Here is a 26,015-nt window from a genome sequence, read left to right as displayed (position 1 = left end):
CGACGATGGGGCCATGAGCCAGAACACGGCACCACCCCGCAGGCAGAACTCCTCCTCCGCCGCCTGGGCGAGCGGCGGCACGCTCTTCGCGGGCGTCCTCATGCTGGTCACCGGCTTCATGGACGTCTTCCAGGGCATCGCCGGAATCGCCGAGGACGACGTCTACACCCGCGTCGGCGACTACGTCTTCAAGTTCAACCTCACCACCTGGGGCTGGATCCATCTGATCCTCGGCATCGTGCTCGCGATCGCCGGCTTCGGCATCCTCAAGGGCGCGGAGTGGGGCCGGGTCGCGGGCATCGCGCTCGCGTCCCTGAACATCCTGCTCCAGTTCCTCTTCCTGCCGTACCAGCCGGCCTGGGCGCTGTTCGCGATGGCCATCTCGGTCTTCGTGATCTGGGCGCTCGCGACGGACGAGTCGTACGGCTCGGGCGAGAAGTTCTGAGGAGGCGGGCGCATGAGGCGAATCCCGCGCATCCCCGCTCTCGCTCTCGGGGTCGCCGCCACGGCGACCCTCACCCTCACCGGGTGCGACGCCGCCAAGGAGACGGCCGGCGACATCGTGTCCTCGGCGACCGCGGCCGCCGCCTCGGCGGCCCAGGACAAGATGAACGAGGTCAAGGACGGGGTCAAGGCCACCGGCGACGTGACCGCCGGGCCGACGAGCACCGACGGGGACCGCACGGTCGCGGAGATCACGGCGACCAACCCGAAGGACGAGGACGCCGACTACACGATCATGGTCACCTTCCGGGACGCGGACGGAAACTTCCTCGACTCGGTCGTCCTGAACATCGACGGCGTCAAGCCCGGAGCGTCCAAGACCGGTACGGCACGCAGCAATCGGACGCTCTCGGGCGAACCGACGGCAGAGATCGAGCAGGCCCTGCGACACTGACGGAGTGGACCGAGTCCTGACCGCAGAGAACGCAGAACCCGCAGAACCCGCGGAGAGTACGGAGAGTGCGGAGACTGCAGAACCCGTGAACAGCAGCAGCCCGCCCCCACCACCCCGCGATCAGCCCCTCCGGCCCAGGCACCGCGTCACGGCCTGGGCCGCCGGGCTGCTCCTGGTGGTGCCGGCCCTGGTCACGGCCTGCCGCGTCCTGGACACCGACGCGGTGACCCCGATCCCCCAACTGCTCTCGTTCCTCCCCTGGCTGACGGTCCCCGCCGGCCTCGCCCTGCTCCTCGCCGCCGCGGCCCGGCGCCGCGCGCTGACCTTCGCGGCGGTCCTCGTCCTCACCGCCACCGCCTGGAGCTCCGTGCCGTACATGCCGCAGACCGTCATCTCGTACGGACTGCCGCTCGCACGGGTCAAGGCCATCGCCGCGAACGTCGAATTCGGCCAGGGGACGCGGGCGCTGACCGGCGTGATCCGACGGGAGCGGCCCCAGCTCGTCTTCGTGTCGGAATGCGACCGGGCCTGCCGGGACACCCTCACGAAGACCTTCGCCACGGAACTCCCGCACTACGCCACCGTCGACGGCGAAGGCTCGGTCGGCTCCATCCTGCTCAGCGCCTACCCCCTCCGCGACTGGCGCATGATCCCGGCGGCCATGGGCATGCCGGGCGCCACGGCCGACATCGCGGGCGTACCGGTACGGCTCCAGCTGGCGCACCCGCTGCCGCCGCTGCCCGGCCAGGTGCATCTGTGGAAGCGGGAACTGGCCCGGATCAAGGACTTCGCCGCCCGGCAGGCCCAGGGCCCGACGCTGATCGCCGGCGACTTCAACGCCTCCCAGGACCACGCGGCCTTCCGCGCGATCCTCGCCGCGGGCGGGCTCCAGGACGCGTCCCGGCGCGCGAACGCGAGCCGCACCCCCACCTGGCCCATGGAGGGCCCCCTCCCCCCGTACGTCCAGATCGACCACGTCCTGGTCAACGGCTTCAGCGTCCGCGACGTCCGCTTCCTCGACCTGGCGGGCTCCGACCACCGCGCGGTCCTCGCCGATCTCGACCTGCGCGGGCCGCGCTGATCGGCGACCCTGGAGGACATGGAGAACGAGGAGATCCTGGACGACATCGGAGCCCTCGTAGAGGAGGAACGCGCCCTGCGCCAGCGCACCGGCGGCCTCCTCCCCGAGGAACGCACCCGCCTCGCGGACCTGGAGGTCCGCCTGGACCAGTGCTGGGACCTGCTGCGCCAGCGCCGGGCCAAGGCGGAATACGGCGAGGACCCGGACACGGCCACCCTCCGCCCGGCCACCGAGGTCGAGTCCTACCGCAACTGAGCCGCGGCACCCCCGACACCGCGCCGCCGAGCCGGCTTCCGTTGTGGGCAGGGGCGGGGGGCCGCGGGCCCGACCGGAGCCACCGCGCGGCCCCGGCCAGTACGTTGGCCCCATGGCACGTCCCGCAGGTCCCGTACGGCTCTCCCCGCCCGCCTGGCTGACCGCCGGGTTCAGGCCCGCGCCCGCGCCGATTCCCTGGGCCGCCGTCGGACGTTCCGCCGTCGCGCTGTCCGTTCCGCTCGCCGTCGGGCTGGCCGTCGGGCGGCCCGCCTATGGGGCGCTCGTGTCCATGGGGGCGCTCTCCGGGGTCATCGGCGACACCGCCGACGCCTATCGGATGCGGATCTTCAACATCGCCGTGCCGCAGTTCTTCGGGGCCGTCGGAGTCACTCTCGGGACCGTCGTCTTCGGGCACGGCTGGGTCGCCGTCGCCGTGCTCACCTTCGTCGCGCTCGTCTCCGGGATGATCTCCTCCATCGGGGCCGTCGCCTCCGTCTCCGGACTGCTTCTGCTCCTCAACTCCGTGGTGGGGGCCGGGCTCCCCATGCCCGACCCCTGGTGGACGGCGCCGCTCCTGCTCACCCTCGGCGGGCTCTTCGTCCTCCTCCTCTCCCTCCTCGGCTGGCCGCTCCGCGGCGCCGCGCCCGAGCGGTCCGCCGTCGCCGCGACCTACCGTTCCGTCGCCGAGCTGTACGAGGCCACCGGCAGCGACGCGTACGACGAGAAGCGGCAGGCCGTCACCGCATCCCTCAACCAGTCCTACGACCTGGTCCTCGCCCGCCGCGCCCGGCAGCACGGCCGCGCGCCCTCCCTCGTCCGGCTGCTCGCCCAGCTGAACGTCGTCATCCCGCTCGTCGAGGCCGCCCCCGCCGCCCATCTCCGCGCCCAGCTCTACGGGCCGCTGTCCCCGACGATCCCCGCGGCCGTGCGCGAGCTGGCCGACGCCGTCGACGAGGGCCGCACCGGGGCACCCGTACTCGATCTGCCGACCCCCGAACGGCCTGCCGAGAAGGCCGTCGACCATGCCCTGCGGCACGCCGCCGCCGTCGTCCACAAGGCCGAGCCCGACCCGTACAACGTCGACGACCGGCTCGGCCGCCCCGCCGCGCTCCGGGTGCGGGCCCGCCGCGCCACCCGCGCAGTCCTGTTCTCCGAGGCGTCCTGGCGGTACGGGCTCCGGCTCGCCCTCTGCATCGGGCTCGCGCAGGCGCTCGTCTCGCTGATCGCCGTCCCCCGCTCGTACTGGGTCGCCCTCACCGTCACGTTCGTCATGAAGCCCGACTTCGGCTCGGTCTTCTCCCGCGCCGTGCTCCGCGCCTTCGGCACCGCCGCCGGACTCCTCCTCGCCGCGCTCGTCCTCGCCGAGGTGCCGCGCGGCTGGTGGGACGTGCCCGTGATGTGCGTGCTCGCCGCCCTCATCCCGGCCTTCTCCGCGAAGGGGTACGCCTTCCAGACCGCGGCCATCACCCCCGTGATCCTGCTGCTCTCCGACACTCTCAACCAGCAGGGCTTCGACCTCGTCATGCCCCGCCTGTACGACTCCCTGATCGGCTGCGGCATCGCGCTGGTCGCCGGCTATCTGCTCTGGCCCGAGTCCTGGCACGCCCGGGTCGGCGACCGGCTCGCGGACGCCGTCTCCGACACCGCCGCCTATGTGACCTGCGCGTTCGGAGGAAGCGAGGACCAGGGCGGGCGACTGCGCGCACGGCGGAAGCTCTACCGCGATCTCTCCACCGTCCGCTCCGAGTTCCAGCGCGCGCTCACCGAGCCGCCGCCCACCGGTACCCGCGCCGCCGCCTGGTGGCCGCTCGTCGTCGCCGTCGAGCGGATCGTGGACGCCACCACCGCCGCCCGGATCCGGGTCGACCACGGCGCCCCGGATCCCGACCCCGCCGAGGTCACCGCCGTCGAGCGGGAGCTGCGCGAACTCGCTCAGGGAATCCGTGCGTCGGACACCCTGGTCGAGGTCCGCTCCGAGCTTCCCGGCGACGAGAACGGAGTCCTCGCGCCCCTCCGCCAGGAGGTCAGCGCGGCCCGCGCCATCGCCGGTCCCGACCTGCGGTAAACCTCCCCGCAGGGGCGTACGGGAGGACTTACCGGCGGTCACGGAACGGAACCCTCCCCACCGCCGTTACCGGAAGCCACCCGGGCGACTACGATGCGCTCGATCTCACCGTGATCCGCGCCCGCCGCCGTCGGCAATCGGCCCGGCGGACGGGCCACTTCGCCCTGCCTCACCCCCCGCGCCCCGAGGACCCCGCCATGCGCACCACGAACAGAGGGCTCCAGCCCAATGTCCTCGGCACCTTCGACACGATCGTGATGGCCGTCGCCGGCAGCGCTCCCGCCTACTCGATGGCCGCGACGACCGCCGTGCTCTTCGGCGCCGTCGGCTACGCGGGACCCGCCGCCCTGCTCTACTGCGCGATACCGATGTTCGGCATCGTCCTCGCGTACGCCCGCCTCGGGCGGATCGACGTCAACGCCGGTGCCGGCTACTCCTGGGTGGGCCGCACCCTCCACCCCTTCCTCGGCTTCCTCTCCGGCTGGGCCCTCGTCTTCGCCGCCACCGTCTTCATGGTGGCGGGATCGCTGCCCGCCGGCTCCCTCACGCTCGCCCTCATCGACCAGGACCTCGCCGACAGCACCCCGCTCGCGGCGGCCGTCGGCGCCGGCTGGTTCCTGATCATGCTGCTCGTCGTCCTGGGCGGCGCCCGGCTGACCGTACGGGCGCAACTGATCATGTCCGGCGTCGAGATGCTGATCCTCTTCGGTTTCATCCTCGCCGCCATCGCGCACCGGGGGCGGGCCACCGCCTTCGACTGGTCCTGGTTCTCCTTCAGCCAGTTCGACGGGCCGCAGGGCTTCGCCGCCGGCGCGCTGATCGCCGCGTTCTACTACTGGGGCTGGGACGTCACCAGCAACCTCAGCGAGGAGACCAGGAACAGCCGTCGCACCGCGGGGCTCGCCGCGCTCGTCGGCGTCGGCTTCGTCTTCCTCCTCTTCGTGGCCGTCACAGTCGCCGTGAACGTGCTGCTGAGCGCCGACGAGATCCGTACCGCCGGACCCAACGTCCTCGCCGTCGTCGGCCAGGAGATCTGGCCCGGCATCGGGGGCAAACTCCTCGTCGTGGCCGTCCTCCTGTCCACCGTCGCCACCCTGGAGACCACCCTCCTCCAGGTCACCCGCTCGCTCTTCGCGATGGGCCGCGACCGGACCCTGCCGGCCGCGCTCGGCGCCGTGCACCGCCGGTGGAACACCCCGTGGGTCGCGATCGCCGCCGTCGGCGGCGCCGCCCTGGTGATGTTCGCCGCCGCCGCGGCCGCCGGCTCCGTGCAGCAGATCCTCCGGGACGCCGTCTCCGCGATCGGACTCCAGATCGCGTTCTACTACGGCCTCGCGGGCATCGCCGCCGTCGTCGCGTACAAGTCGGTCCTCTTCCGCTCCGTACGGAACATGCTGCTCGGCGGCCTCTGGCCGCTGCTCGGCTCCGCGTTCATGCTCTGGACCTTCGTCGAATCGCTCGGCGAACTCTCCACCACCGCCCTCACGATCGGCCTCGGCGGCCTGCTCCTCGGCGTCGTCCCGCTGCTCGTGTACTGGCGCAAGGGCAGCGACTACTACCGCCCGGCCCGCCTGGACGCCGCCCGCGCGATGGCCGCCTCGGAGGGCTCGGGCCCGGCCACGCACGCGCGTACGGGCCCCCGGGACAAGAGTTACGCCACGGACTTCTGACCACCGGCAGCACCAGCACCACCGCGACACCCCTCACGCCCACGACTTCTGACGGCAGCCGAACCCGAAGGAGGCCCCCGATGGCCGTACGCCGCCGCTCCGCGCGCTCGGCACGTCCGGAGCGCTTCGCGCCCGACTTCGACCCGGACTTCGGGGACCGCGCGCTGACCGAGGCGCGCCACGACATCGTCATCGGCCGCTGGCAGGGCGTACGGGACCTGCTCGCCGCCACCGGCGACCACTGGGCCCGCCGCACCCACCGGCTGCGGCTCCTCTCGCACGCCGCCGCCGGCAGCTCCACCGTGGAGACCTGGCGGGCCGCCGAGCCGGGCAACCCGGACGCGGCCGTGCTGCGGGCGGCGACCGAGGTCGTACGGGTCTTCGACGCGGCCATCGCCGCCGGCCGGGGCGCCGCCGTCGAAAGGGGCCGGATCGACGCCGCCGTCGACGCCTGCCGGGGCGCGGCCGAGGCGGCCCCCGCCGACCCGATGCCGTGGGTGTCGCTGCTCTCGGTGGCCCGACTGTACGAGGGCGGGGTGCCGCGCCGGGAACTGCGTCACTGGTTCGACGAGTTGCGGCGCCGGGACCCGTACAACACGGAGGGTCACATCCAGGTGCTGCGCTACTGGTCGGCGCGGTGGCACGGCACGCACGGCAGCATGTACGACTTCGCCCGCGACGCGGCGGGCGTGGCCCCGCCCGGCTCCCCGCTGCCCGTCCTCGTGCAGGTGGCCCGGGTCGAGGAGTACCGGTACATCGCGGACGGGGCGCTCGGGCGGGGCCCGGTGCGCGGCTTCGACCAGCACTGGAAGCACGAACTGGCCGTGACGGAACTGCGCCGCACGCACGCGCGGTGGATCGGCGGCCGGGACCCGGGGGCACCGGTCGCACCGGAAGAGGTCGGCGACCTCAACTTCCTGGTCCACGCCGCCTGCTACGCGGGCCAGGTCGAGATCGCCCGGGAGCTGCTCGGGATGCTGGGCACCCGGGCGGCGTGGGTGCCGTGGGCGTACACGGGGGACCCGGAGGAGCAGTTCGTACGGTTCAGGGAGGGCCTGGGGGTGGAGTGACCGAGTCACCCCACCCCCGGGCCCCGTGAGGCTCAGACGCCGATGTCGCGGCCGTCCGTGCGCCAGACGGCGACGACCGACGGGCGGACGATCTTCCCGGGTCCGTCGGGCCAGACCGAGGCGGGCTTCTCGACGGAGGCGCCGTCGATCTCGCCCGGGTGCTGCACGGCCACCAGGACGCGGCGGTCCTGGATGATCGGGCCGCAGGTCTCGGCGCCCTTCGGCACGGTCAGGAACTGCTTGAGCTCACCGCGGCGCTCGCCCTGCGTGGCGACGCCGAACAGGCCGTCGTGCGAGCCGAGCTGGGCGCCGTCGGTGGAGATCCACAGGTTGCCGTGCGGGTCGAAGGCCACGTTGTCCGGGCAGGAGATCTGGGAGACCTTCTCCTTGGGGTAGCCCGCGAAGTAGGTGGCCGGGTCGTTCGGGTCACCGGCGACGAGGAAGAGACGCCAGGCGAAACCGTCGGAGGACGGGTCGTCCCAGTTCTCGGCCAGTTCGAGGATCTGCCCGTGCTTGTTGAGGTTGCGCGGGTTGGCCTCGTCGGCGGGGGCCTTGCCGGCCTTGCCGCGGTCGGTGTTGTTGGTGAGCGCGACGTAGACGCGGCCGGTGCGCGGGGACGGCTCGACGTCCTCGGGGCGGTCCATCTTGGTGGCGCCGACCTTGTCACCGGCGAGGCGGGTGAAGACGTACACCTCTTCGGCGGTCATGCCGGGGACGTGCGAGACGTCGCCGGTGGCGAGCGGGATCCACACGCCGGAGCCGTCGAACTCGCCGTCGGTGGGGTGCTTGCCGGTGCCGTCGATCTCGGCGGCCGGGGAGTCGCCGGTCAGCTTGGCGACGTACAGGGTGCCCTCGTCGAGCAGGGTGAGGTTGTGCTCGCGGGCGGCCCGCGAGTTCCCCTTCTTCATCCGCTTCGAGGAGACGAACTTGTAGAAGTAGTCGAAGCGCTCGTCGTCGCCCATGTAGACGACCGGGCGGCCGTCGTCGGTGAGACGGGGCTGCGCGGCCTCGTGCTTGAAGCGGCCGAGCGCGGTGCGCTTGCGGGGCGTGGAGTCGGGGTCGTACGGGTCGAGCTCGACGACCCAGCCGAAGCGGTGGACCTCGTTGGGCTCCTGCTTGAGGTCGAAGCGCTTGTCGAACCGCTCCCACTTGCGCTCGGTGGCACCGGTGCCGACGCCGTAGCGCTTGTCGGTGGCGCTGGAGCCGTTGGCGAAGTACTGGTTGAAGTTCTCCTCGCCGTGGAGGGTGGTGCCCCACGGGGTGGTGCCACCGGCGCAGTTGTTGAGCGTGCCGAGGACGGTACGGCCCTCGGGGTCGGCGGAGGTCTTCAGCAGGTCGCTGCCGGCGGCGGGGCCGGTCACCTCGAACTCGCTCGTCGTGTGGAGACGGCGGTTGAGGTAGTGGCGGGAGACCGGGGCGAGCTTGCCGGTGCGGTGCTCCTCCTGGACGACGACGACCGACAGGCCGTGCGCGGCCCAGGCGATCTCGACCTGCTCGCGGGTCGGGTTGGCGGCGTCGTAGCCGCGGAACATCAGGACCTCGTCGGTGTACTCGTGGTTCGCGACGAGGACCTGGCGGTCGTGCTCCCCGCGCAGCGGCAGCAGGGAGAGGAAGTCGTTGTTGTAACCGAACTGGCCGGCCTGGGCCTTCGCCGTCTGCTTCTCGGAGTCGAAGGCGGGGGCGCCGCGGAGGATGGGCTCGCCCCAGCGGATGACCACGTTCTGCGAGTAGCCGGAGGGGACGGTGACCTGGTCGGCGGTGTTGGGCGCGACCGGGGTGAAGCGGAGACCGCGGGCGCCGTCGGCCCTGCCGGAGCCGTGGCCGTGGCCCGGCTTCTGGGAGTGGGCTTCGGCGGCGGGGGCGTTGCCGAGGGTGAGGGCACCACCGGCGGCGGAGGCGACGGTGACCACGGCGGCGGCGCGCAGGGCGGAACGGCGGGAGAGCGCACCGGCTATGACGTCGCCGACGTACTCGTTGTCGCTGGTGTTGGGCACCTCGTGGAAGCAGGCGTCACCACAGCGGTAACGGCACGTGAGAGCGGAACGGCCGCCTCCGTGGGGGTTCGTGCTCAGCAGCGGCAGCAGTTTGCGCACTTCGTCCTCCTACGGCGCACACTGCGCCGACATGGTGTCGGGATTCCTTCGGCGGCGACGCTATGTGCGCACATCTGCACAGGGACGGCGATGGAGTGAACGCCGAATGAATGCACGGCAACCGGGGGCGACCGGGTCGCCGAGGAGGGGAGGGGTGGCCGCTAACCTTACGTGTCCGCCCTGGCCAGGGATGAACGTCCCGAAACGCCCAGTACGGACATTCACACGCACCCCACTCATGCGAAAGGGTTCGCCCATGGGTATTCGGAGCATGCTGCGCAAGGTCTTCGGCCGGGACCGCGAGGAATCCCCGGCGACCTCCGTCGTCCCGTCCCAGACGCGTGAGACCACGTCGGCGTCGGCGTCGGCGTCGACGGCCTCGTCCGCCTCCACGTCTTCGTCCTCGTCCTCGTCCTCGGGCACTCCCGAGTCCGAGGCCCGCCGTGCGGCGGACGATCTGGTGGCGGCGTCGTTCGACAACCCGCAGATCCCGCGCGCACGGGCGAAGACGCCTGCGCCGGGAGCGGGGACGGAGACGCCTGCCGCTGAGGCGAAGACGCCGGTTGCGGCCGAGGCCGAGGTGGAAGCGCCGGTTGTGGCTGCCGTCGAGGCCGACGCGGAGCCGGAGGCGACGACGACGCCGGTCGCGGAGGCGGCCGAGCCGCAGGCCGTGGAGCCGGTGGAGACGGTCGAGACGCCGGTGGAGACGCCGGTGGCCGAGGAGTCGGCCCCGGCCGAGACGCCGGCCGAGGCCACGGCGGACGCCGACGCGCCGGCCGCCGCAGAGGCCGAAGCCGCCCCGCAGGAGCGGGACGTGGAGCCTGAGGCGGACGCCGTCGAGGCGGAGCCGACGGAGCCTGAGGCGGCTGCCGTCGTGGACGGGGACGCCGACGCGTCCGCACCGGCTTCGGAGGAGCAGGTGGAGGCGGAGTCCGCCACCGCGGCTCCGGCCGAGCAGGCCGTCGGGCCCGTCGCGGCCGAGCCGCAGACGGGTGCCGACGAGGCCGCCGCCGAGCCGGAAGCTCAGCAGGAGCCCGCCGCCGCGCAGGCCGAAGCGGAGGCCGAAGCAGCCGACACCGCCGCCGAGCCGGAGGCCGACGTCGTGGCTCCGACCGAGCCGGAGGCCGTCACCGTCGAGGCGGAAGCCACCGAGCCTGAGGCCGTCGCGGTCGAGGCGGAAGCCACCGAAGCCGAAGCCACCGAGGCCGAAGCCACCGAGCCGGAGGCCGTCACCGTCGAGGCGCAAGCCACCGAGGCCGAGGCGGAAGCCACCGAAGCGGAAGCCACCGAGCCGGAGGCGGAGGCCGACGTCGCCCCGGAGTCGGCAGGCTCCCCCGCTCTCCCCCTCGCCCGTCTCAAGGCGGCCGCCCCCCACCTCGCCGACGCCTACAAGGCCGCCGGCGCGCAGCTCAAGAAGCAGGGGCTCGCAGGGAGCCGGGCCGCCGTGTACCTCGTCGTCGACCGGTCCGGGTCGATGCGCGGGTACTTCAAGGACGGCTCCGTGCAGCGGCTCGCCGAGCAGGTCACCGCGCTCGCGGCGCACCTCGACGAGGACGCCACCGTCACGACCGTGTTCTTCTCGACGGACATCGACGGGACGGTCGACCTGACCCCCGGCACCCTCACCCCCACCCACGTGGAGGAGGTGAACGCCGGTCTCGGTCGCCTGGGCCGTACCAACTACCACCGCGCCGTGGAAGAGGTCCTGGCGCACCACGAGAAGGCCGACCCGACCCGTACCGCCCTGGTCGTCTTCCAGACGGACGGCGCGCCGGAGTCGAAGACCGCCGCGACCCAGGCCCTGGCCGAGGCCGCGGAGCGTCCGCTGCACTGGCGGTTCGTGGCCTGGGGCGAGGAGGACAACAAGGCCTTCGACTTCCTCCGGAAGCTCGACGGCGCTCCTCGTACCGGCACGTACTTCGCGGGCGTGACCCCCGTGGAGACCGCGCACGCCGCCTTCTACCGCGGACTGCTCGCCGACCTGGAGTTCTGACCCGGGACCGGGGTGACGGTGACCGGCAGGGTCACCGTCACCACCAGGCCGCCGCCTTCCTCCGCGCCCCGCGCCACCGCCCGCACGCTCCCGCCGTGCGCCGCCGCGATCGACCGCACGATGGACAGTCCGAGCCCCGCGCCCGGCCCCATGCGGTCCCGCCCCTCGCCCCGCCGGAAGGGCTCGAAGAGACCGGTCACCTCGTCGGGCGGGACGACCGGACCCGTGTTGGTCACGGTCAGCACCCCGCCCTCGGCGCGTACGTCCACGGTTCCGCCCGGCACGTTGTACGCGACCGCGTTCGTGACGAGGTTGCGTACGAGCTGTCCGAGCAGCACACGGCTGCCGCGTACGACACCTCCGTCGGCCATCACGCACGCGCCCGCGTGCTCCTCCTCGGCGACCTCGCCCAGCGGCACGTCCTCCCGTTCGGCGAGCCCCCGCTCGCCGCGGGCGAGGAGGAGCAGGCCGTCGATGAGGCGTTCGCTGCGCCGGTTGGCGTCGAGGAGCACCTGCCGTACGTCGCAGTCGTCGTCGAGGCCGACCTGGATCGCGACGCGCTGGGTGGCGAGCGGGGTCCGCAGTTCGTGCGACGCGTTGGCGATGAAGCGGCGCTGGCTGTCGAAGGCGGTCTCCAGACGTCCGAGGAGCGCGTCGATCGTGTCGCCGAGTTCCTTGAGCTCGTCGTCGGGTCCGCTCACCGCGATCCGGTCGTGCAGGTTGCGTTCGGAGAGGCGGCGCGCGCGGGCGGTCATCTCGTGGACGGGCCGCAGGACGCGCCCGGCGGTCCACCAGCCGACGACGACGGCGCAGCAGGCCATGACGAGCAGGGCGAGGCTCGACCACATGAGCATCTGTTCACCGGCGGCGCGGCTGATGTCGTCACCCAGCTCGTACGCCTCCACGACGGCGACGCCGCTCGGCACGCCGCTCGCCGCCCCGTTCGCGCGGGCGACGATGGCATCGGTCTCGTCGTCCGTACCGGCGAGGACGAGCAGGTTCACGACGAGCAGCAGCACCGTCCCGAGGACCAGGAAGACACCCCCGTACACGAGCGCGATGCGGGTGCGGATGGTGGACCCGGACCCCAGGTAGCCCGCGTCACCCGAGGTCACAGCTGGTACCCCACGCCCTGCACCGTCCTGATCAGCGCCGGCTCGCCCAGCTTGGCCCGCAGCTTGCTCATGCAGACGCGTACGGCTCCGGTGAAGGGGTCGGCGTGGACGTCCCAGGCGCGGTCGAGGAGCTCCTCGGCGGAGACGGCCGCCCCGTCGGCCTCCAGGAGGATCTGGAGGACGGAGAACTCCTTGGGGGAGAGGTCGAGGTCCCGTCCGTCGCGGGTGGCGGTCCGCCGGACGGTGTCCACGCGGAGCCCGTACCGCTCCAGGAGCGGGGGCAGCGGCGCGCGGGCGGAGCGGCGGCGCAGGGCCCGGACCCGGGAGACCAGCTCGGGGAACTCGAAGGGCTTGCCGAGGTAGTCGTCGGCGCCCAGGTCGAGCCCGGTGACACGGTCCTCCGTCGCGGTGGCGGCGGTCAGCATGAGGATGCGGGTCGGGGAGCCCTCGGCGACGAGCCGCCGGGCGACGTCGTCGCCGTGGACGCGCGGCAGGTCGCGGTCGAGGACGAGGACGTCGTACGGGTGGAGGCCGAGGTGGTCGAGGGCGGCGTCGCCGCTGTGGACGGTGTCGACGGCGAAGCCGGCGCGCCGCAGGCCGGTGGCGACGAGCTCGGCGAGGTCCCGTTCGTCCTCGGCTACCAGTACACGCATGTCCCCCATCCTCCTCGTCCGCGGCCCGCCGCCCGCCCCGGGGTTTATCGATGTGAGTGGATCTTCGTACGACGGTTAGGATTTCGACCATGGCGGCCACTGGATCCGAGAAGCAGGGGGCGAAGGCGTTCTACGTCACGACCCCCATTTACTACGTCAACGACGCTCCTCACCTGGGCCACGCCTATACGACCGTCGCAGGCGACGTGCTCACGCGCTGGCACCGTCAGCGCGGCGAGAAGGTGTGGTACCTCACCGGCACGGACGAGCACGGTCAGAAGATCATGCGCACGGCCGAGGCGAACGACGTCACGCCCCAGGCCTGGTGCGACAAGCTCGTCGAGGAGGCCTGGAAGCCCCTCTGGGAGCACCTGAACATCGCGAACGACGACTTCATCCGCACCACGCAGAAGCGTCACACCGATCGCGTCCAGGAGTTCGTGCAGGACCTGTACGACAAGGACGAGATCTACAAGGGCGGCTACGAGGGCCCGTACTGCGTGGGCTGCGAGGAGTACAAGCTCCCCGGCGACCTCATCGAGGCCGAGGACGGCACGAAGCTGTGCGCCGTCCACAAGAAGCCGGTGGAGATCCTCAAGGAGGAGAACTACTTCTTCAAGCTGAGCGAGTACGGCCCGAAGCTCCTGGAGTTCTACGAGGCGAACCCGGGCTTCATCCAGCCGGAGTCGGCCCGCAACGAGGTCGTGAACTTCGTCAAGCAGGGCCTGGAGGACCTCTCCATCTCGCGCTCGACGTTCGACTGGGGCGTCCCGGTGCCGTGGGACGAGAAGCACGTCATCTACGTGTGGATCGACGCGCTGCTCAACTACGCGACGGCCGTCGGCTACAACGAGAACCCGGCGAAGTTCGACGAGACCTTCCCGGCGAACGTCCACCTCATCGGCAAGGACATCCTGCGCTTCCACGCGGTGATCTGGCCGGCGATGCTGATGGCGCAGGGCCTGCCGGTCCCCGGCCGGGTGGCGGCCAACGGCTGGCTGATGGTCGGCGGCGAGAAGATGTCGAAGTCGAACCTGACCGGCATCAAGCCGCAGGACCTGACCTCGCACTTCGGCGTGGACGCGTACCGCTGGTACTTCCTGCGGGCGATCGCGTTCGGCCAGGACGGCTCGTTCTCGTGGGAGGACTTCTCCGCCCGCTACACGTCCGAGCTGGCCAACGACTACGGCAACCTCGCCTCGCGCGTCGCGGCCATGGTCGGCAAGTACTTCGACGGCGCGCTGCCGGCCTCGACGGCCGACGGCGAGGCGGAGAAGGCGATCCAGGACGGCCTGGCCAAGGCGGTCGCGACCGCCGACGCGAAGATCGGCGAGGAGCTCGACTTCCAGGGCGGCATCCTGGCGATCTTCGACTTCGTGAAGCAGGTCAACGGCTACATCACGGAGCAGGAGCCGTGGAAGGTCGCGAAGGACGACAGCGAGGAGGGCCGCGCCCGCCTCGCCACGATCCTGTACACGGCCGCCGAGTCGCTCCGCGCCGTCGCCGTCCTGCTGAACCCGATCATGCCGGAGACCTCGCAGGCGCTGTGGGAGTCGCTGGGCGCCGAGGCGTCCCTGGGCACGCTGCCCTCGCAGCCGGTCCAGTCCTCCGCCACATGGGGGCAGCTCCCCGCCGGGGCGACGGTGACGAAGGGCGCGGTGCTGTTCCCGCGTCTGGAGGAGCCGAAGAAGGACTGACGTCCGTCTGACGTACGGCGAAGGCCGCCGGCCCTGTTCACAGGGCCGGCGGCCTTTTCCCTACGGGTCACCGGGTCACCAGGTCAGGGCGAGGGCGGCGACGGCGGGGGCCATGTAGACCAGCGGGAAGGGCACGTGGCCGTACGAGCGGGCCCGCAGGATGGTGATCACGGCGCCGGCGAAGTACAGGATCAGCCCGATCGCGGCGAGGGTCCCGATGACCGGCACGTAGAACCCGACGATGAGCCCGGCGGCCCCGGCGGCCTTGGCGGCCCCGAGCCAGTTCCACCACGACTGCGGCACGCCGTACTGGGCGAGGGGCTCGACGACGAACGCGGCCCTGAAGAAGATCGCCGCGGCGGAGAACCCGGCCATGAAGGCGGCGACGGCGGTGACGACGATGGCGGTGGTGGACATCTCGGTGAACATCGCGACGGCTCCTTCAGCCTTGCCCGTGTCCGCCTCGACCGAGCCGGACACTGCACTGACGGAGCGGAGCCGAAGAGTGTGACGGCCCGCGCGAAAAACTTCAGTGGACCCAGTTCTTCAACGGTTCCGTGTCCAGCTCCATCCCCACCGGCTCCGGCAGAGCGACCGTCTTGCCGAAGGGCACCGTCACGACCATCTCGTACCGCTGAACTCAAGGCGCAGGGATTCGTCCACACGTTCGCCAAGACGGGCGAGTTCCTCGAACCCCTCCTGAGTCAGGACGCTCACGGCAGACTCCTCCTGGATCGGTGGCGCCTTCCACGGTACGTGTTCCCCGGCCCGCCCGACCGGGTTCGTCGCTGTCGCCATGACAGCCACGCTGGCATATGCCAGCGCCGTGGGATGCGGGAATCCATGGCCTTCACCCCCGTGGGTGACACAGCCGGTTCACAGGGCGGCGCGAGGAAACCCCCAGGTCCGGTGCCTAGCGTGCGCGGCATGGTCGTGACGCGTGAGGACGAGGTGCTGGCCCGGGCCGCTGTGGAAGGGCTCCTTGCGGGGGTGGAGTTGACGCCCAAGCCGGGGCTTCCGGATGCCCGTGAGGCGGATCTGTCGAGGCTGAGGTGGTCCGCGCGGGCGCTGGAGCCGGGGCTCGCCGCGATGGCGGCGGCCGCGCGGCGGACCGGGGAGCCCGGGAAGGGACTTCGGGGTGAGCTCGGTGCGATCGGGCGGTCCACGGAGCGGGACATGACGCGCGCGGACGGCGGTGCGGGCCCGCACCACGGGGCCGTGTGGCCGCTGGGTCTGCTGGTGGCGGGTGCCGCGCTCGCGCCGGGCGGGACCGTGGAGGAGATCACCGGACTCGCGGGGCGGATCGCGGCGCATCCGGACGGCCGGGCTCCGCGCATGGCCACCCCCGGCTCGGCCGTCTCCGTCCGGTACGGGGCCGCGGGCGCGAAGGGCGAGGCGCGGGCGGGGTTCCCGCACGTACGGCGTGCGTCGGCGGCCCTGCGGACCGCCCGGGACGGCGGGGCGCGCGAGGCGGACGCGCGGATCGGCGCGCTGCTCACCGTGATGGCGACGCTCCAGGACACCGGCCTGCTGCACGCGGCGGGGCCGTACGGCCTGCGCGAGGTGCAGGACGGGGCCCGGGATGTCGTCGAGGGCCGGCTGGCCCTCGACGACTTCGACCGGCGACTGCGGGAACGCGGCCTCCGGCCCCGGGGCAGCGGCCACCTGCTCGCCGCCGCCCTGTTCCTGGACGGCCGCCGTTAGGCGGAGGTCCCCGTGTGGGTCTCGTCCGGGTCGACGCCCATCGTCAGCGTGGCGACGACCCCCTTGGCGATCTTCCCCTTGGGGTACTTGAGGGTGAGCAGACCGCCCTCGGCGCCGTTGCCGGGGTAGATGGTGTCGTCGTCGAGGGTGGTGCGCTCGGTGGTGCTGGTGGAGTACGGGGCGACCTTCGCGGAGTCCAGGACGGCGGCCTCGGCGAAGAAGAGCTGCCCGGTGTGACAGGTGTGCCCGCCCTCGTAGCCGGAGGCCGTCATCTTCCCGCCGACGTGCACCTTGGTGTGGACGTGCACGCACCGCCCCCGGTACCAGCCGGGGAAGACCGTCCGGAACTCCACGTACCCGTGCTTGTCGGTGAGCTGGGTACCGCGCAGGTACCGCTTGTCGTCGGTGGGCTCCTCGTGTCCGCCGCCGCCACCGCCACCGGGACCTCCGGTCGGAGGCGTACCGGTGGGCGCGTCGGTGGGCGGGGTGCCGGTGGGCGGCGTTCCGGTCGGCGGAGTACCGCCCCCGGGGGCACCGCCTCCGCCGCCCGAGCTGAGGCTCTCGTACCCGGAGTAGATGCCGAGCGCGTCGCAGTGCCAGATGTCGACGGCGGCGCCCCGCAGCGGCTTGCAGGTGTCGGAGTCGATCACCTTGAGGCGGACGGTCATCGGGATGCCCTCCCGGTCCTCCGTGATGTCCTTCCGGATCTTGTCCGCGTCGATGTAGTACGGACCTTCGGTGGTCTCCGAGGTCAGCCGGTAACAGGCCTCGCCGGTCGTGGGCTTCGCGGCCGGCTTCTTCCCGGCCGCTCCACCCGCCGAGGCGGTGGAGACGACCCCGACGCCGATCCCCGCCGCGACCACGGCCCCTCCACCGGCGACGAGTGCCCGCCGCCGGGTCATGTCCCGCCTGTGCTTCTGGTTTTCACTCATGGGCGAGGACCCTAGGAACCGCGCCTGTCAGGAACGTGAGAGCGGGCTGTGGCTTCCTGTGTACGTGTACGCCCACGTCAGTTGGCGACGGCGTACGAGACGAAACCCGCCCAGGCGGACGGCGTCAGCGCGAGCTGGGGACCGCCGAGGTTCTTGGAGTCGCGGACGTGGACGGTGGCGGGGGTGGTGGCGACCTCGATGCAGGTGTCTCCGTCGGGGCCACTGCTGTAGCTGCTCTTGAACCACGCCAGTTCGGAGGCGTCCCCGGCGCAGGAGTTGTGGATCATGTTTCTCCCAACAGTTGCTCAATGAGGGTCAGAGACTCTCCTGGCGGGAGGGCCTGAGCCCGGATGGTGCCATACCGCAACTCAAGGATGCGCAACTGCTTCAGGTCCGACACCGGGCGACCGTTGAACGCGCCGTCGGAACGCCCCACAGCCGTGCCGTCCTCGAACTTCAGCAACTCGATCCTTCCGCTCATGCCGGGGTGAGCTCCGCTCATCGTCGGCATGACCTGGAGCGTGACGGTATTCAACCGCCCCACCTCCAAAAGGCGTTCAAGCTGGCGTCTCCGCACCATTGTGCCTCCAACGTTGCGGCACAGCGTCGCTTCTTCCAGCACGAAACCGAGAGCGGGAGCGGGTGACCGCTCGAAGACCGACTGCCGGGCCACACGGGCTGCCACCCGGCGTTCCAAGTCCTCAGGCGAGTAGGCGGGCAGCCACGACTCCATGAGAGCCCGTGCGTGCTCTGGCGTCTGGAGCAGTCCAGCGATGTTGATGGACTCGTACACGCCGATCTCGACCGCCCTCTCCTCCATCTTCGCCAAGGCCCGCATCTTCTTCGGGTATCGGACCTTCGCCACGTCCTCCTTCATCGCCGAGATCAGCCCACCCGCCCCCAACACCTCGTCCGCCTTGTCCAGGAACTCGGGTCGCGGGATCCGCTTGCCGCTCTCGATCTTGTAGATGAGGTCCTCGCCATAGCCGGTGGCCGTCCCGAGCTCGGCGGCCCGCATCCCCACCGCCTCCCTCCGCAGCCTCAACTGCCGCCCCACGGTGGCGACTACGGCCACACCCCAGTCATCGTCGGGATCGACCTCCCACCCCGGCTCGTCCGCTTCGGTCTTGAGCCGCTGCGCCCCACCGTCCACCGACATACCGCACCCTTCCCTCGCCCCTTCGTGGCGCGATGCCCCTACCCCCGAGGCGCGTCCGGACAGCCCGGACAGCAGTGGACAAGGTCCGGACAGTCACCCTACGCATCGACGTCGTCACTGTTCACGGTAGGCGTCGGCGGCCACGCTCGGTGACGTGAATCAGCAGAACACCACCCAAGTACCCCCGTCGACACGTCACTTCAGCGTGCTCCTGTCGCCCACGCCACGCGGGGCCCGGCTCGCCCGGCTGCTCGCCGTCGAGTGGATGCGGGATCACGAGGTGCCGTACGACGTGAGGGAGGCCGCCACCCACGTCGTCGCCGAACTCGCCGCGAACGCCGCGACGCACGGCCGGGTAGCCGGCCGGAGCTTCCGGCTGGCGCTCCGGTCGCAGCCGGAGGTCCTTCGTATCGAGGTGACGGACACCCGGGGCGAGAGCCTCCCGCGCCTCCAACCGCCCTCCCCCGAGGGCGACTCCGGACGCGGGCTGCTCCTCGTCGAGGCGCTGGCCGACCGGTGGGGCGTCGGGATCGGTCCCGTACCGAGGAAGACCGCATGGGCCGAACTCGACCTGCCACGCCCCTGACCTGCACAGAAGGAGCGGTCACCGAACCCCGGAAATGTGGACTCCGGTGGGGCGGACGGTCTCCTCAAGGACGACCACAGAGAGAAAGAACCCCCACCAAGCCCCACCCCTCCGCCCCGCTCGGGCCGGACTCACTCACTCGGGTGAAATACCCCAAGTCGGCTGGCTTTGGACCGGGTTGCTTGATCTACGCTCGGCGCGACAGACCACATCACCGCTGACATGCGTCGGCCCCCGCCGGGACCGCGAATCCCAAAGGCGAGGGCCTGACCACCAAGGAAGTAGGCCCTTCCCGATGGGTACCCAAAACACTAGCGTGCCCGCGCGCTCCCAGTCCCGTAACGACGGGAAAAGCCACTCCTCCTCTCGTATTGCCCGCAGGCACTACGGCGGCGGTGTCGTCCACGACAACACCCGTCACACCACCCGCTTCACGGTGGTCGGCAATCACCTCGCCCAGCACGACGCCCTGTCGCTGACGGCCATCGGCCTGGCCCTGCACATCCAGTCGCTCCCGACCGGCGCCCAGGTCGACATCGACAGCCTCGCCGGCCGCTTCCCCGAGGGAAAGACCCGGATCGCGGCCTCCCTCCGGGAGCTCGAAACCCACGGCTATCTGCGACGTACCCGCGTACGTACCGACGGGGGCCGCATGGTCACCCGTACGGTCTCCTGCAACCAGCCGGGCAGGACGGACGGCGCGGACGAACCGAGCCCCCGGCCCCGACGGGTCGTGGAGAAACCACCGCGCCGCCGCGCCCTGCCCGCCGTACCGCAGCCCGTGTACCCCACCCCGGACCTCCTCCGGACCGCCCTCGGAGTCCTCTCCGGACTCCGCCGCGAGGACCCCCGGCTCCTGATCTCCGCCACGGATGCCGAACACCTCGTCCCGGGCGTCGCCGCCTGGCTGGAGCGGGATCTCACCCCCGAGGCCGTCCACCGCGCCCTGACCCACGACCTGCCCCCGGAAACGCTGCACCGCCCGGCCGCACTCCTGGCCCACCGCCTCACGGCCCAACTCCCGCCCCTGCCGCCCTTCCGCGCCCCGAGCGAGAACCCGGCCACCCGCCACCCCCTCCAGAACTGCGACACCTGCGACCGCGCCTACCGCGCCCCCGAACCGGGCACCTGCGGCACCTGTACGCCCGCAGCCGACAGGCTCGATCAGCCGATCGGTGGTGCGAGGTACTCCAGCGCATAACCGTCGCCGGAGGGGGTCACGCGGGCGATGCCGGGTGAGTCGAGGTGGGCACCGGCCACGAAGTGGTGCGGTTGGGCCAGTTGTTCGAGGAGTGCCGCTCGCGCGGCGCGCGCCTGGGGCTGGTCGCCGTCGAGTTCCCAGGACACGTTCGGCTGATCGAACTGGAGCGTGGGAACGTGCACGGTGTCACCCCAGACGAGAAGACGGTCGGTGCCGCTGCTGATCTCGTAGACGGTGTGACCGGGCGTGTGGCCCGGTGTCGGGATCGCGGTGGTCCAGTCGTTGATCGCGACCTTCTCCGACACGGGTACGACGCGGTCACGGATCGGTTCGAGCCGCCCCGTGAACACCGAGGTGTCGCCCGCGCCGATCCACACGCGCTCGAGTTCGGTGAACGCCTCTGCGCCGTCCGGCGCGATCAGGCCGCTCACGTGGTCTTCGTGCCGGTGGGTGATGGCCACATCGGTGACATCCGCGCGGTCGATTCCCGCTTCGTCGAGCGCGTCGTAGATCAATCCCATGGTGGGGTCGTGCCAGACGTCGGACGCGCCGGTGTCGATGAGAACCGACCGCGTGCCATCGGTGACGTAGAAGGCGTTGACCGACAGCCGCAGGTTGTCGTCGGCCAGCGGGACGGCGGCCGGCAGCTCGTCGAGCGTGCGCCCGTCCTCGTCGCGGAGCCGTGTCGGCGGCATGTCGATGTACCCGTCTCGCAACGAGATCACCTGCAGGTCGCCTAATTCGAACGTGGCATGGTGCCGGCCACTTGAGATCAAACGCATGGAACCCCTCCGTCGTGTCGGGCGCACATCGCACATCGCGTATCTCCGATAGGAGATCGGAATCTCCTATCGGAGAAAACCTACACTGGTGGGCAGCGCGGTACCCATGGATCGAGGAGCACGGTGGCCAAGCAAGACGAAAACGCGGCCGGACCACAGCACGGTGACGACCTGGCCGGCGCGTTCGGCCGTAACGTGCGGCGACGCCGCGAGGAGGCGGACCTGACGCTGGAGCAGCTGTCCACACAGTCGTCGGTCAGCCGGGCGATGCTGTCCAAGGTCGAACGCGGCGAGAAGAGCCCGACGATCGGCGTCGCGTCCAAGATCGCCCACGCGCTCGACGTGTCGCTCTCGGACCTGGTCGGTGCGCCGGCTGCTGCCGCGTCCGGGGTGGCCGTTGTCATGCGCAAGAGCGAGCGCCCCGCTTTCCGTGACCCGGAAACCGGCTTCGAGCGGCACATCGTGTCAGCGGCCCCGGGAGCGGGACGAGCCGAGATGGTCTTCCACCACCTCCCCGCGCAGGTCTCCACCGGGCTGCTGCCCGCGTATCCGGCGGGTACGGAGAAACAACTCGTGGTGCTCGAAGGCGCCCTCACCGTCGCGATCGGCGGGATCAGCGAGACCCTGAACGCAGGCGACTCCCTGTTCTTCCAGGCCGACGCGGACCACGGCTTCGCCAACCGGACGAACGCTCCCTGCGAATACATCATGGTCATCTCGCGCAGAACCTGAAGGGGCCCGGAACCATCGCTGGTTCCGGGCCCCTTCAGTGACAGAACGTCAGTGACTAGCGCGCCGCGTCCGGGTGCACCGCGTCCGTCACCGGGCGGTCCTCGGTCGGCTTCGGGGCCGCCTTCTCGACCGGCTTGCGGAGCTGGATGTTCAGCTCGCGCAGGCGGGACTCGTCCAGCTCGGTCGGGGCGCCCATCAGGAGGTCCTGGGCGTTGCCGTTGAGCGGGAAGGCGATCGTCTCGCGGATGTTCGGCTCGTCGGCCAGGAGCATCACGATGCGGTCGACGCCGGGGGCGATGCCGCCGTGCGGCGGGGCGCCGTACTCGAAGGCGCGGAGCATGCCCGCGAACTCGTGCTCGACCGTCTCGCGCGAGTAGCCCGCGATCTCGAAGGCCTTGAACATGATCTCGGGCTCGTGGTTCCGGATCGCGCCCGAGGACAGCTCGATGCCGTTGCAGACGATGTCGTACTGCCAGCCGAGGACGTCCAGCGGGTCCTGGGTCTCCAGGGCCTCAAGGCCGCCCTGCGGCATCGAGAAGGGGTTGTGCGAGAAGTCGATCTTGCCGGTCTCCTCGTCCTTCTCGTACATCGGGAAGTCGACGATCCACGCGAAGCGGAAGACGTTCTCCTCGAACTGGCCGGCGCGCTTGGCGGCCTCGACCCGGACCGGGCCCATGATCTTGGAGACCTCGTCGAACTCGCCCGCGCCGAAGAAGATCGCGTGGCCGGGCTCCAGGCCGAGGCGCTCGGTGAGGACCTTGACGTTCTCCTCGGTGAGGAACTTGGCGATGGGGCCGGTGAGGGCGTTGCCCTCGCCGACGCGCACCCAGGCCAGGCCCTTGGCGCCGAGGGAGACGGCGAAGTCGCCGAGCTGGTCGAAGAACTTGCGCGGCTGGTCGCCCGTGTTCGGGACGGCCAGGGCACGGACGTGCTTGCCCGCGAAGGCCTTGAACTCCGACGCCTCGAAGACGTCGGAGATGTCGACGAGTTCCAGGGCCGTACGCAGGTCGGGCTTGTCGTTGCCGTACTTCAGCATCGACTCGCGGAACGGGATCCGCGGGAACGGCGAGGTGACGTGGCGACCGCCGCCGAACTCCTCGAAGAGCTCCGTCATGAGCTTCTCGATCGGCTGGAAGACGTCCTCCTGCTCGACGAAGCTCATCTCGACGTCGAGCTGGTAGAACTCGCCCGGCGAACGGTCCGCGCGGGCGTCCTCGTCGCGGAAGCAGGGCGCGATCTGGAAGTACCGGTCGAAGCCGGAGATCATCAGCAGCTGCTTGAACTGCTGCGGCGCCTGCGGCAGCGCGTAGAACTTGCCCGGGTTCAGGCGGGACGGGACGACGAAGTCGCGGGCGCCCTCGGGGGAGGTCGCGGCGAGGATCGGGGTCGCCATCTCGTTGAAGCCGAGGGCCACCATCTTGGAGCGGATGGAGGCGATGACGGCGGAGCGCAGCATGATGTTGCGGTGCATGCGCTCGCGGCGCAGGTCGAGGAAGCGGTACTCCAGGCGCCGCTCCTCGTTGACGCCGTCGTCGGCGTTGATGGTGAAGGGGATCTGCTTGGCGGCGCCCAGGACCTCGACCGTGACGGCCTCGATCTCGATGTCGCCGGTGGCGAGCTCCGGGTTGACGTTCTCCGCGCCACGCGAGACGACCTTGCCGTCGACGCGGACGACGGTCTCCTTCGTCAGCTTGTCGAGGACCTCGGCGGCGGCGGTGCCGGGCCGGGCGACGAGCTGCGTGATGCCGTAGTGGTCGCGCAGATCGATGAAGAGGATGCCGCCCAGGTCGCGCCGATTGTGCAGCCAGCCGCTCAGCCGGACGTCGGTGCCGACGTCAGAGGCGCGGAGCTCGCCGCAGGTGTGGGACCTGTACCGATGCATCGTCGTTCATCCAGTCTTCGGGATCTTGGGTCGTGGACCGCCGCCCGTGGTCCCTGTCACAGATGTCACAGGACACGCGGGCAGACGCACCCAGAGTACCGGCCGGGCCAAGATCGCTTTTCGAATACTCTCGGTGGCGACCTGGTGTCCGATATTCATAAAGTGGGGCAATGCGCACCGAGGACGTCCTGGCCGCGATCGCGACCGGCCTGTGGCGCTGGGACAACGCGTCCGGGATCGTCTCGCTCGACGCCGAGGCCGCCCGGCTGCTCGGGCTGCCCGCGGAGCCCGTCCGGCTGTCCGAAGCGGCCGTGCGCTCGCGATTTCACCCGGTCGACTGGAACGAGATCGACGGGGTCGTGAACCTCGCCGTCGCCGAGGGGACGCTCGCCGAAGCGCGGCTGCGGATCATGGACACGCACGGCCGGGTGATCCGTACCGTACGGAGCAGGTCGAAACCGCTCATCCAGGGGAACGACTACCAGCTGGTCGGCACCCTCCAGGAGGTCGCCGAGCAGTTGCCGGGGACCGCCGCCCGTACGCCCATCACGGGTGACTGGCGCCGTTCCCGCGAGGCCTTCCTGCTGGACGCCGGGCGGGCGCTCGCGGAGGCGCGGTCGACGGCCGAGGTGCTGCGGGTGGCGGCCTCGCTGTCGATGCCCGGATTCTCGCCGGACGGGCTCGCGGTCTTCGGCGTGGCGGGCGACCGGCTGACGGTCATCGGCCACCACGGGCACAGCGAGGGCGACGAGGGGCCGTTCTCGTCGATGTCCCTGGACACCGACTATCCGGCGGCGGAGGTCGCGCGGACGGGCCGGGCGATCTATCTGCCGACCCCCGACGAGTACCTGCGCCGCTTCCCGATGACCTGGCCGCTCGCGCAGCGCTTCGGGCGCCGTTCCTGGGCCTTCGTGCCGCTGATCGTCGCCGGCCGCACGATGGGGGCCTGGATGGCGGCCTTCAAGCACCCGGTCGCCTTCACCCCCGACGAGCGTTCGGTGCTCACGACGGTGGCGCGGATGCTCGCCCAGGCCCTCGCACGCGCGGGCGTGGCCGAGTCCGAGCGCGAGCTGTCGCTCGGCCTCCAGCGGACGATGATGCCGGTCCTCGGGCCCGGCATCCCCGGCATCCAGGTCGCCGCCCGGTACGTGCCGACCGGCGGCGGGCTGCAGGTCGGCGGCGACTGGTACGACATGATCCGGCTGCCCGGCGGCACCTCCCGCACCGGCGGGCGCGGTTCCGGACGCATCGCGCTCGTCATCGGCGACGTCCAGGGCCACGACGTCCGCGCGGCCGGCCTGATGGGGCAGCTGCGGATCGCCCTGCGCGCGTACGCCTCCGAGGGCCACCGGCCGGACGCCGTCCTCTCCCGCGCCTCGCGCTTCCTGTACGGGATCACCGACGGCGACGACGGGGAGGAGAACGGCGGGCCGCGCTTCGCCACCTGCCTCTACCTGGAGGTCGACCTGGAGACGGGGACGGTCGACATCGCGCGGGCCGGGCATCCGGACCCGGCGGTCCGGATGAACGACGGAACGGTTCTTCTCAGGCCCACCGCCGGCGGTCTCCCCCTCGGCATCGATCCGGACACCGACTACCCCACCACCCGGCTCACCCTGGAACCCGGCGAGACTCTGATGATCTGCACCGACGGCCTCCTGGAGACCGGCGGGCATGACCTCGACACGGGCTGGGATCGGGTCAGGGAACTCCTGGAGTCACACGACGGCGAGGATCTGGAACACCTCGCCGACGCCCTCGTGGAGGCCGTCCACGGCCCCGGCTCCCACCACACGACCGGTCCGCTCGCCGACCGCCGCGAGGACGACATCGCCGTCCTGCTGCTCTCCCGCCGGCCCGGCGGGGCGCCGGCCGAGGCCCCGCGCCGCACCCTGATGACGATCGCCCAGGCCGAGCCGGAGCGGATCGCCGAGGCGCGCGAGCAGATGCGGCAGCTGCTGCACGACTGGGCGGACGAGGACCAGCTCGACTCGGCGGTCCTCATGGTCTCCGAGATGGTCACCAACGTCCTCGTGCACACGGACGGCGACGCGCTGTTCGTCGCCGAGGTCGCGTGCGGCGAGAAGTCCCGGCGGCTGCGCGTCGAGGTCTCCGACACGAGCGACGAACTGCCGCACAAGCGCCACCCGGGCGAGATGGCGTCGAGCGGACGCGGCCTGCTCCTGATGGAGATGCTCGCGGACGCGTGGGGCGTCGACCCGCGCGGCGAGGGCAAGGCGATCTGGTTCGAGCTGAACGAGCCGGACTCGGCGAAGGACTGCTGAGGGGGCAGGGGAGCGCGCCCTGCGGGCCGGGCCCGGTGTGCGGGGCTCTGCCGTGGGCGGGGCTCTCGCGTGCGTGTGCGGGGCTCTCGCGTGCGGGCATGAGGCTCTCGCGTGCGCGGACCTCCCGTGTGCGGGGCTCTCCCGTGCGGCGCAGACTGGTGT

General features: G+C 71.4%; 23 protein-coding genes and 1 pseudogene. 14 read left to right on the top strand and 10 right to left on the bottom strand.

The genetic code is table 11. The features are described from left to right. Window positions 1-13: 13 nt before the first annotated feature. From OG259_RS21945 to OG259_RS21915, 7 genes are all read left to right on the top strand, one after another. A complete protein-coding gene (locus OG259_RS21945; RefSeq protein WP_328943815.1) occupies window positions 14-445 on the top strand; it encodes a DUF7144 family membrane protein in 432 nt (143 codons plus the stop codon). A 12-nt stretch (window positions 446-457) separates the two neighbouring features. Next, window positions 458-898, top strand: coding sequence for a hypothetical protein (locus tag OG259_RS21940; RefSeq protein WP_328943814.1), 441 nt, complete (start codon window positions 458-460; stop codon window positions 896-898). A gap of 85 nt (window positions 899-983) precedes the next feature. Beyond that, on the top strand, window positions 984-1,979 hold the full coding sequence (locus OG259_RS21935; protein WP_328943813.1) for an endonuclease/exonuclease/phosphatase family protein: 996 nt from the start codon (window positions 984-986) through the stop codon (window positions 1,977-1,979). A gap of 18 nt (window positions 1,980-1,997) precedes the next feature. After that, window positions 1,998-2,234: a DUF2630 family protein gene (locus OG259_RS21930; protein WP_266893823.1), complete on the top strand. Its 237-nt coding sequence runs from the start codon at window positions 1,998-2,000 to the stop codon at window positions 2,232-2,234. Between the two features lie 112 nt (window positions 2,235-2,346). Then, window positions 2,347-4,299: an FUSC family protein gene (locus OG259_RS21925; protein WP_328943812.1), complete on the top strand. Its 1,953-nt coding sequence runs from the start codon at window positions 2,347-2,349 to the stop codon at window positions 4,297-4,299. Window positions 4,300-4,496: 197 nt separating this feature from the next. Then, complete coding sequence (locus OG259_RS21920; RefSeq protein ID WP_328943811.1) at window positions 4,497-5,969, top strand: APC family permease; 1,473 nt, start codon at window positions 4,497-4,499, stop codon at window positions 5,967-5,969. Between the two features lie 80 nt (window positions 5,970-6,049). After that, window positions 6,050-7,039, top strand: a complete 990-nt coding sequence (locus OG259_RS21915; RefSeq protein WP_266893829.1) for a hypothetical protein — start codon at window positions 6,050-6,052, stop codon at window positions 7,037-7,039. Window positions 7,040-7,071: 32 nt separating this feature from the next. On the opposite strand, the gene OG259_RS21910 is transcribed toward OG259_RS21915, so the two are convergent. After that, window positions 7,072-9,132, bottom strand: coding sequence for a PhoX family protein (locus OG259_RS21910; protein WP_328943810.1), 2,061 nt, complete (start codon window positions 9,130-9,132; stop codon window positions 7,072-7,074). Window positions 9,133-9,388: 256 nt separating this feature from the next. Between OG259_RS21910 and OG259_RS21905 the strand changes: the two genes are divergently transcribed. Continuing rightward, the gene (locus tag OG259_RS21905; RefSeq protein ID WP_328943809.1) at window positions 9,389-11,125 is read left to right on the top strand and encodes a VWA domain-containing protein; all 1,737 of its coding nucleotides are present in this window, start codon (window positions 9,389-9,391) and stop codon (window positions 11,123-11,125) included. Here OG259_RS21905 and OG259_RS21900 read toward each other — a convergent pair. Together OG259_RS21900 and OG259_RS21895 are read right to left on the bottom strand one after the other, a co-directional pair. Beyond that, on the bottom strand, window positions 11,092-12,240 hold the full coding sequence (locus OG259_RS21900; protein WP_328943808.1) for an ATP-binding protein: 1,149 nt from the start codon (window positions 12,238-12,240) through the stop codon (window positions 11,092-11,094). The genes OG259_RS21905 and OG259_RS21900 overlap by 34 nt on opposite strands. Beyond that, a complete protein-coding gene (locus OG259_RS21895; RefSeq protein ID WP_266893837.1) occupies window positions 12,237-12,893 on the bottom strand; it encodes a response regulator transcription factor in 657 nt (218 codons plus the stop codon). The genes OG259_RS21900 and OG259_RS21895 overlap by 4 nt, the downstream gene beginning before the upstream one ends. An 89-nt stretch (window positions 12,894-12,982) precedes the next feature. Between OG259_RS21895 and metG the strand changes: the two genes are divergently transcribed. Continuing rightward, window positions 12,983-14,590: a methionine--tRNA ligase gene (gene metG / locus OG259_RS21890; protein ID WP_328943807.1), complete on the top strand. Its 1,608-nt coding sequence runs from the start codon at window positions 12,983-12,985 to the stop codon at window positions 14,588-14,590. A gap of 75 nt (window positions 14,591-14,665) precedes the next feature. On the opposite strand, the gene OG259_RS21885 is transcribed toward metG, so the two are convergent. Together OG259_RS21885 and OG259_RS21880 are read right to left on the bottom strand one after the other, a co-directional pair. Continuing rightward, entirely contained in the window at window positions 14,666-15,019 is a 354-nt protein-coding gene (locus OG259_RS21885; protein WP_328943806.1) for a DoxX family protein, read from the bottom strand. Between the two features lie 100 nt (window positions 15,020-15,119). After that, window positions 15,120-15,224 (bottom strand): annotated as a pseudogene (locus OG259_RS21880) (Uma2 family endonuclease); the annotation flags it as partial. 293 nt (window positions 15,225-15,517) lie between these two features. On the opposite strand from OG259_RS21880, the gene OG259_RS21875 reads away from it, so the two are divergent. Next, window positions 15,518-16,294 carry a triphosphoribosyl-dephospho-CoA synthase gene (locus OG259_RS21875; protein ID WP_328943805.1) on the top strand — a complete coding sequence of 259 codons (777 nt, stop codon included), beginning with the start codon at window positions 15,518-15,520 and terminating at the stop codon, window positions 16,292-16,294. Here the strand turns inward: OG259_RS21875 and OG259_RS21870 are convergent. The 3 genes from OG259_RS21870 to OG259_RS21860 form a co-directional block, all read right to left on the bottom strand. Continuing rightward, complete coding sequence (locus OG259_RS21870) at window positions 16,291-17,226, bottom strand: intradiol ring-cleavage dioxygenase (protein WP_328943804.1); 936 nt, start codon at window positions 17,224-17,226, stop codon at window positions 16,291-16,293. The genes OG259_RS21875 and OG259_RS21870 overlap by 4 nt on opposite strands. Window positions 17,227-17,303: 77 nt before the next feature. Then, on the bottom strand, window positions 17,304-17,513 hold the full coding sequence (locus OG259_RS21865; protein ID WP_328943803.1) for a DUF397 domain-containing protein: 210 nt from the start codon (window positions 17,511-17,513) through the stop codon (window positions 17,304-17,306). Then, window positions 17,510-18,385, bottom strand: coding sequence for a helix-turn-helix domain-containing protein (locus tag OG259_RS21860; protein ID WP_328943802.1), 876 nt, complete (start codon window positions 18,383-18,385; stop codon window positions 17,510-17,512). Before OG259_RS21860 ends, OG259_RS21865 begins: the two co-directional genes overlap by 4 nt. A gap of 154 nt (window positions 18,386-18,539) precedes the next feature. Between OG259_RS21860 and OG259_RS21855 the strand changes: the two genes are divergently transcribed. Next, window positions 18,540-18,971, top strand: coding sequence for an ATP-binding protein (locus tag OG259_RS21855; RefSeq protein WP_328943801.1), 432 nt, complete (start codon window positions 18,540-18,542; stop codon window positions 18,969-18,971). A gap of 295 nt (window positions 18,972-19,266) precedes the next feature. Beyond that, window positions 19,267-20,172 (top strand): helix-turn-helix domain-containing protein, encoded by a 906-nt coding sequence (locus tag OG259_RS21850; protein WP_328943800.1) that lies wholly within the window; start codon window positions 19,267-19,269, stop codon window positions 20,170-20,172. Here OG259_RS21850 and OG259_RS21845 read toward each other — a convergent pair. Further along, complete coding sequence (locus OG259_RS21845) at window positions 20,136-20,990, bottom strand: MBL fold metallo-hydrolase (RefSeq protein ID WP_328943799.1); 855 nt, start codon at window positions 20,988-20,990, stop codon at window positions 20,136-20,138. The two genes, OG259_RS21850 and OG259_RS21845, sit on opposite strands and share 37 nt — an antisense overlap. A gap of 87 nt (window positions 20,991-21,077) precedes the next feature. Between OG259_RS21845 and OG259_RS21840 the strand changes: the two genes are divergently transcribed. Beyond that, on the top strand, window positions 21,078-21,686 hold the full coding sequence (locus tag OG259_RS21840; protein ID WP_328943798.1) for a helix-turn-helix domain-containing protein: 609 nt from the start codon (window positions 21,078-21,080) through the stop codon (window positions 21,684-21,686). Window positions 21,687-21,741: 55 nt separating this feature from the next. Here OG259_RS21840 and aspS read toward each other — a convergent pair whose 3' ends face one another. Beyond that, window positions 21,742-23,568, bottom strand: a complete 1,827-nt coding sequence (aspS, locus tag OG259_RS21835; protein WP_328943797.1) for an aspartate--tRNA ligase — start codon at window positions 23,566-23,568, stop codon at window positions 21,742-21,744. 170 nt (window positions 23,569-23,738) lie between these two features. On the opposite strand from aspS, the gene OG259_RS21830 reads away from it, so the two are divergent. Beyond that, window positions 23,739-25,853 carry a SpoIIE family protein phosphatase gene (locus tag OG259_RS21830; protein WP_328943796.1) on the top strand — a complete coding sequence of 705 codons (2,115 nt, stop codon included), beginning with the start codon at window positions 23,739-23,741 and terminating at the stop codon, window positions 25,851-25,853. The last annotated feature ends 162 nt before the right edge of the window (window positions 25,854-26,015 follow it).

Origin of the sequence: Streptomyces sp. NBC_00250 (assembly GCF_036192275.1) — a bacterium.
Classification (GTDB): Bacteria; Actinomycetota; Actinomycetes; order Streptomycetales; family Streptomycetaceae; genus Streptomyces.
Note: the sequence above shows the minus strand (reverse complement) of the source record. Positions and strands in the feature narration are given on the sequence as shown.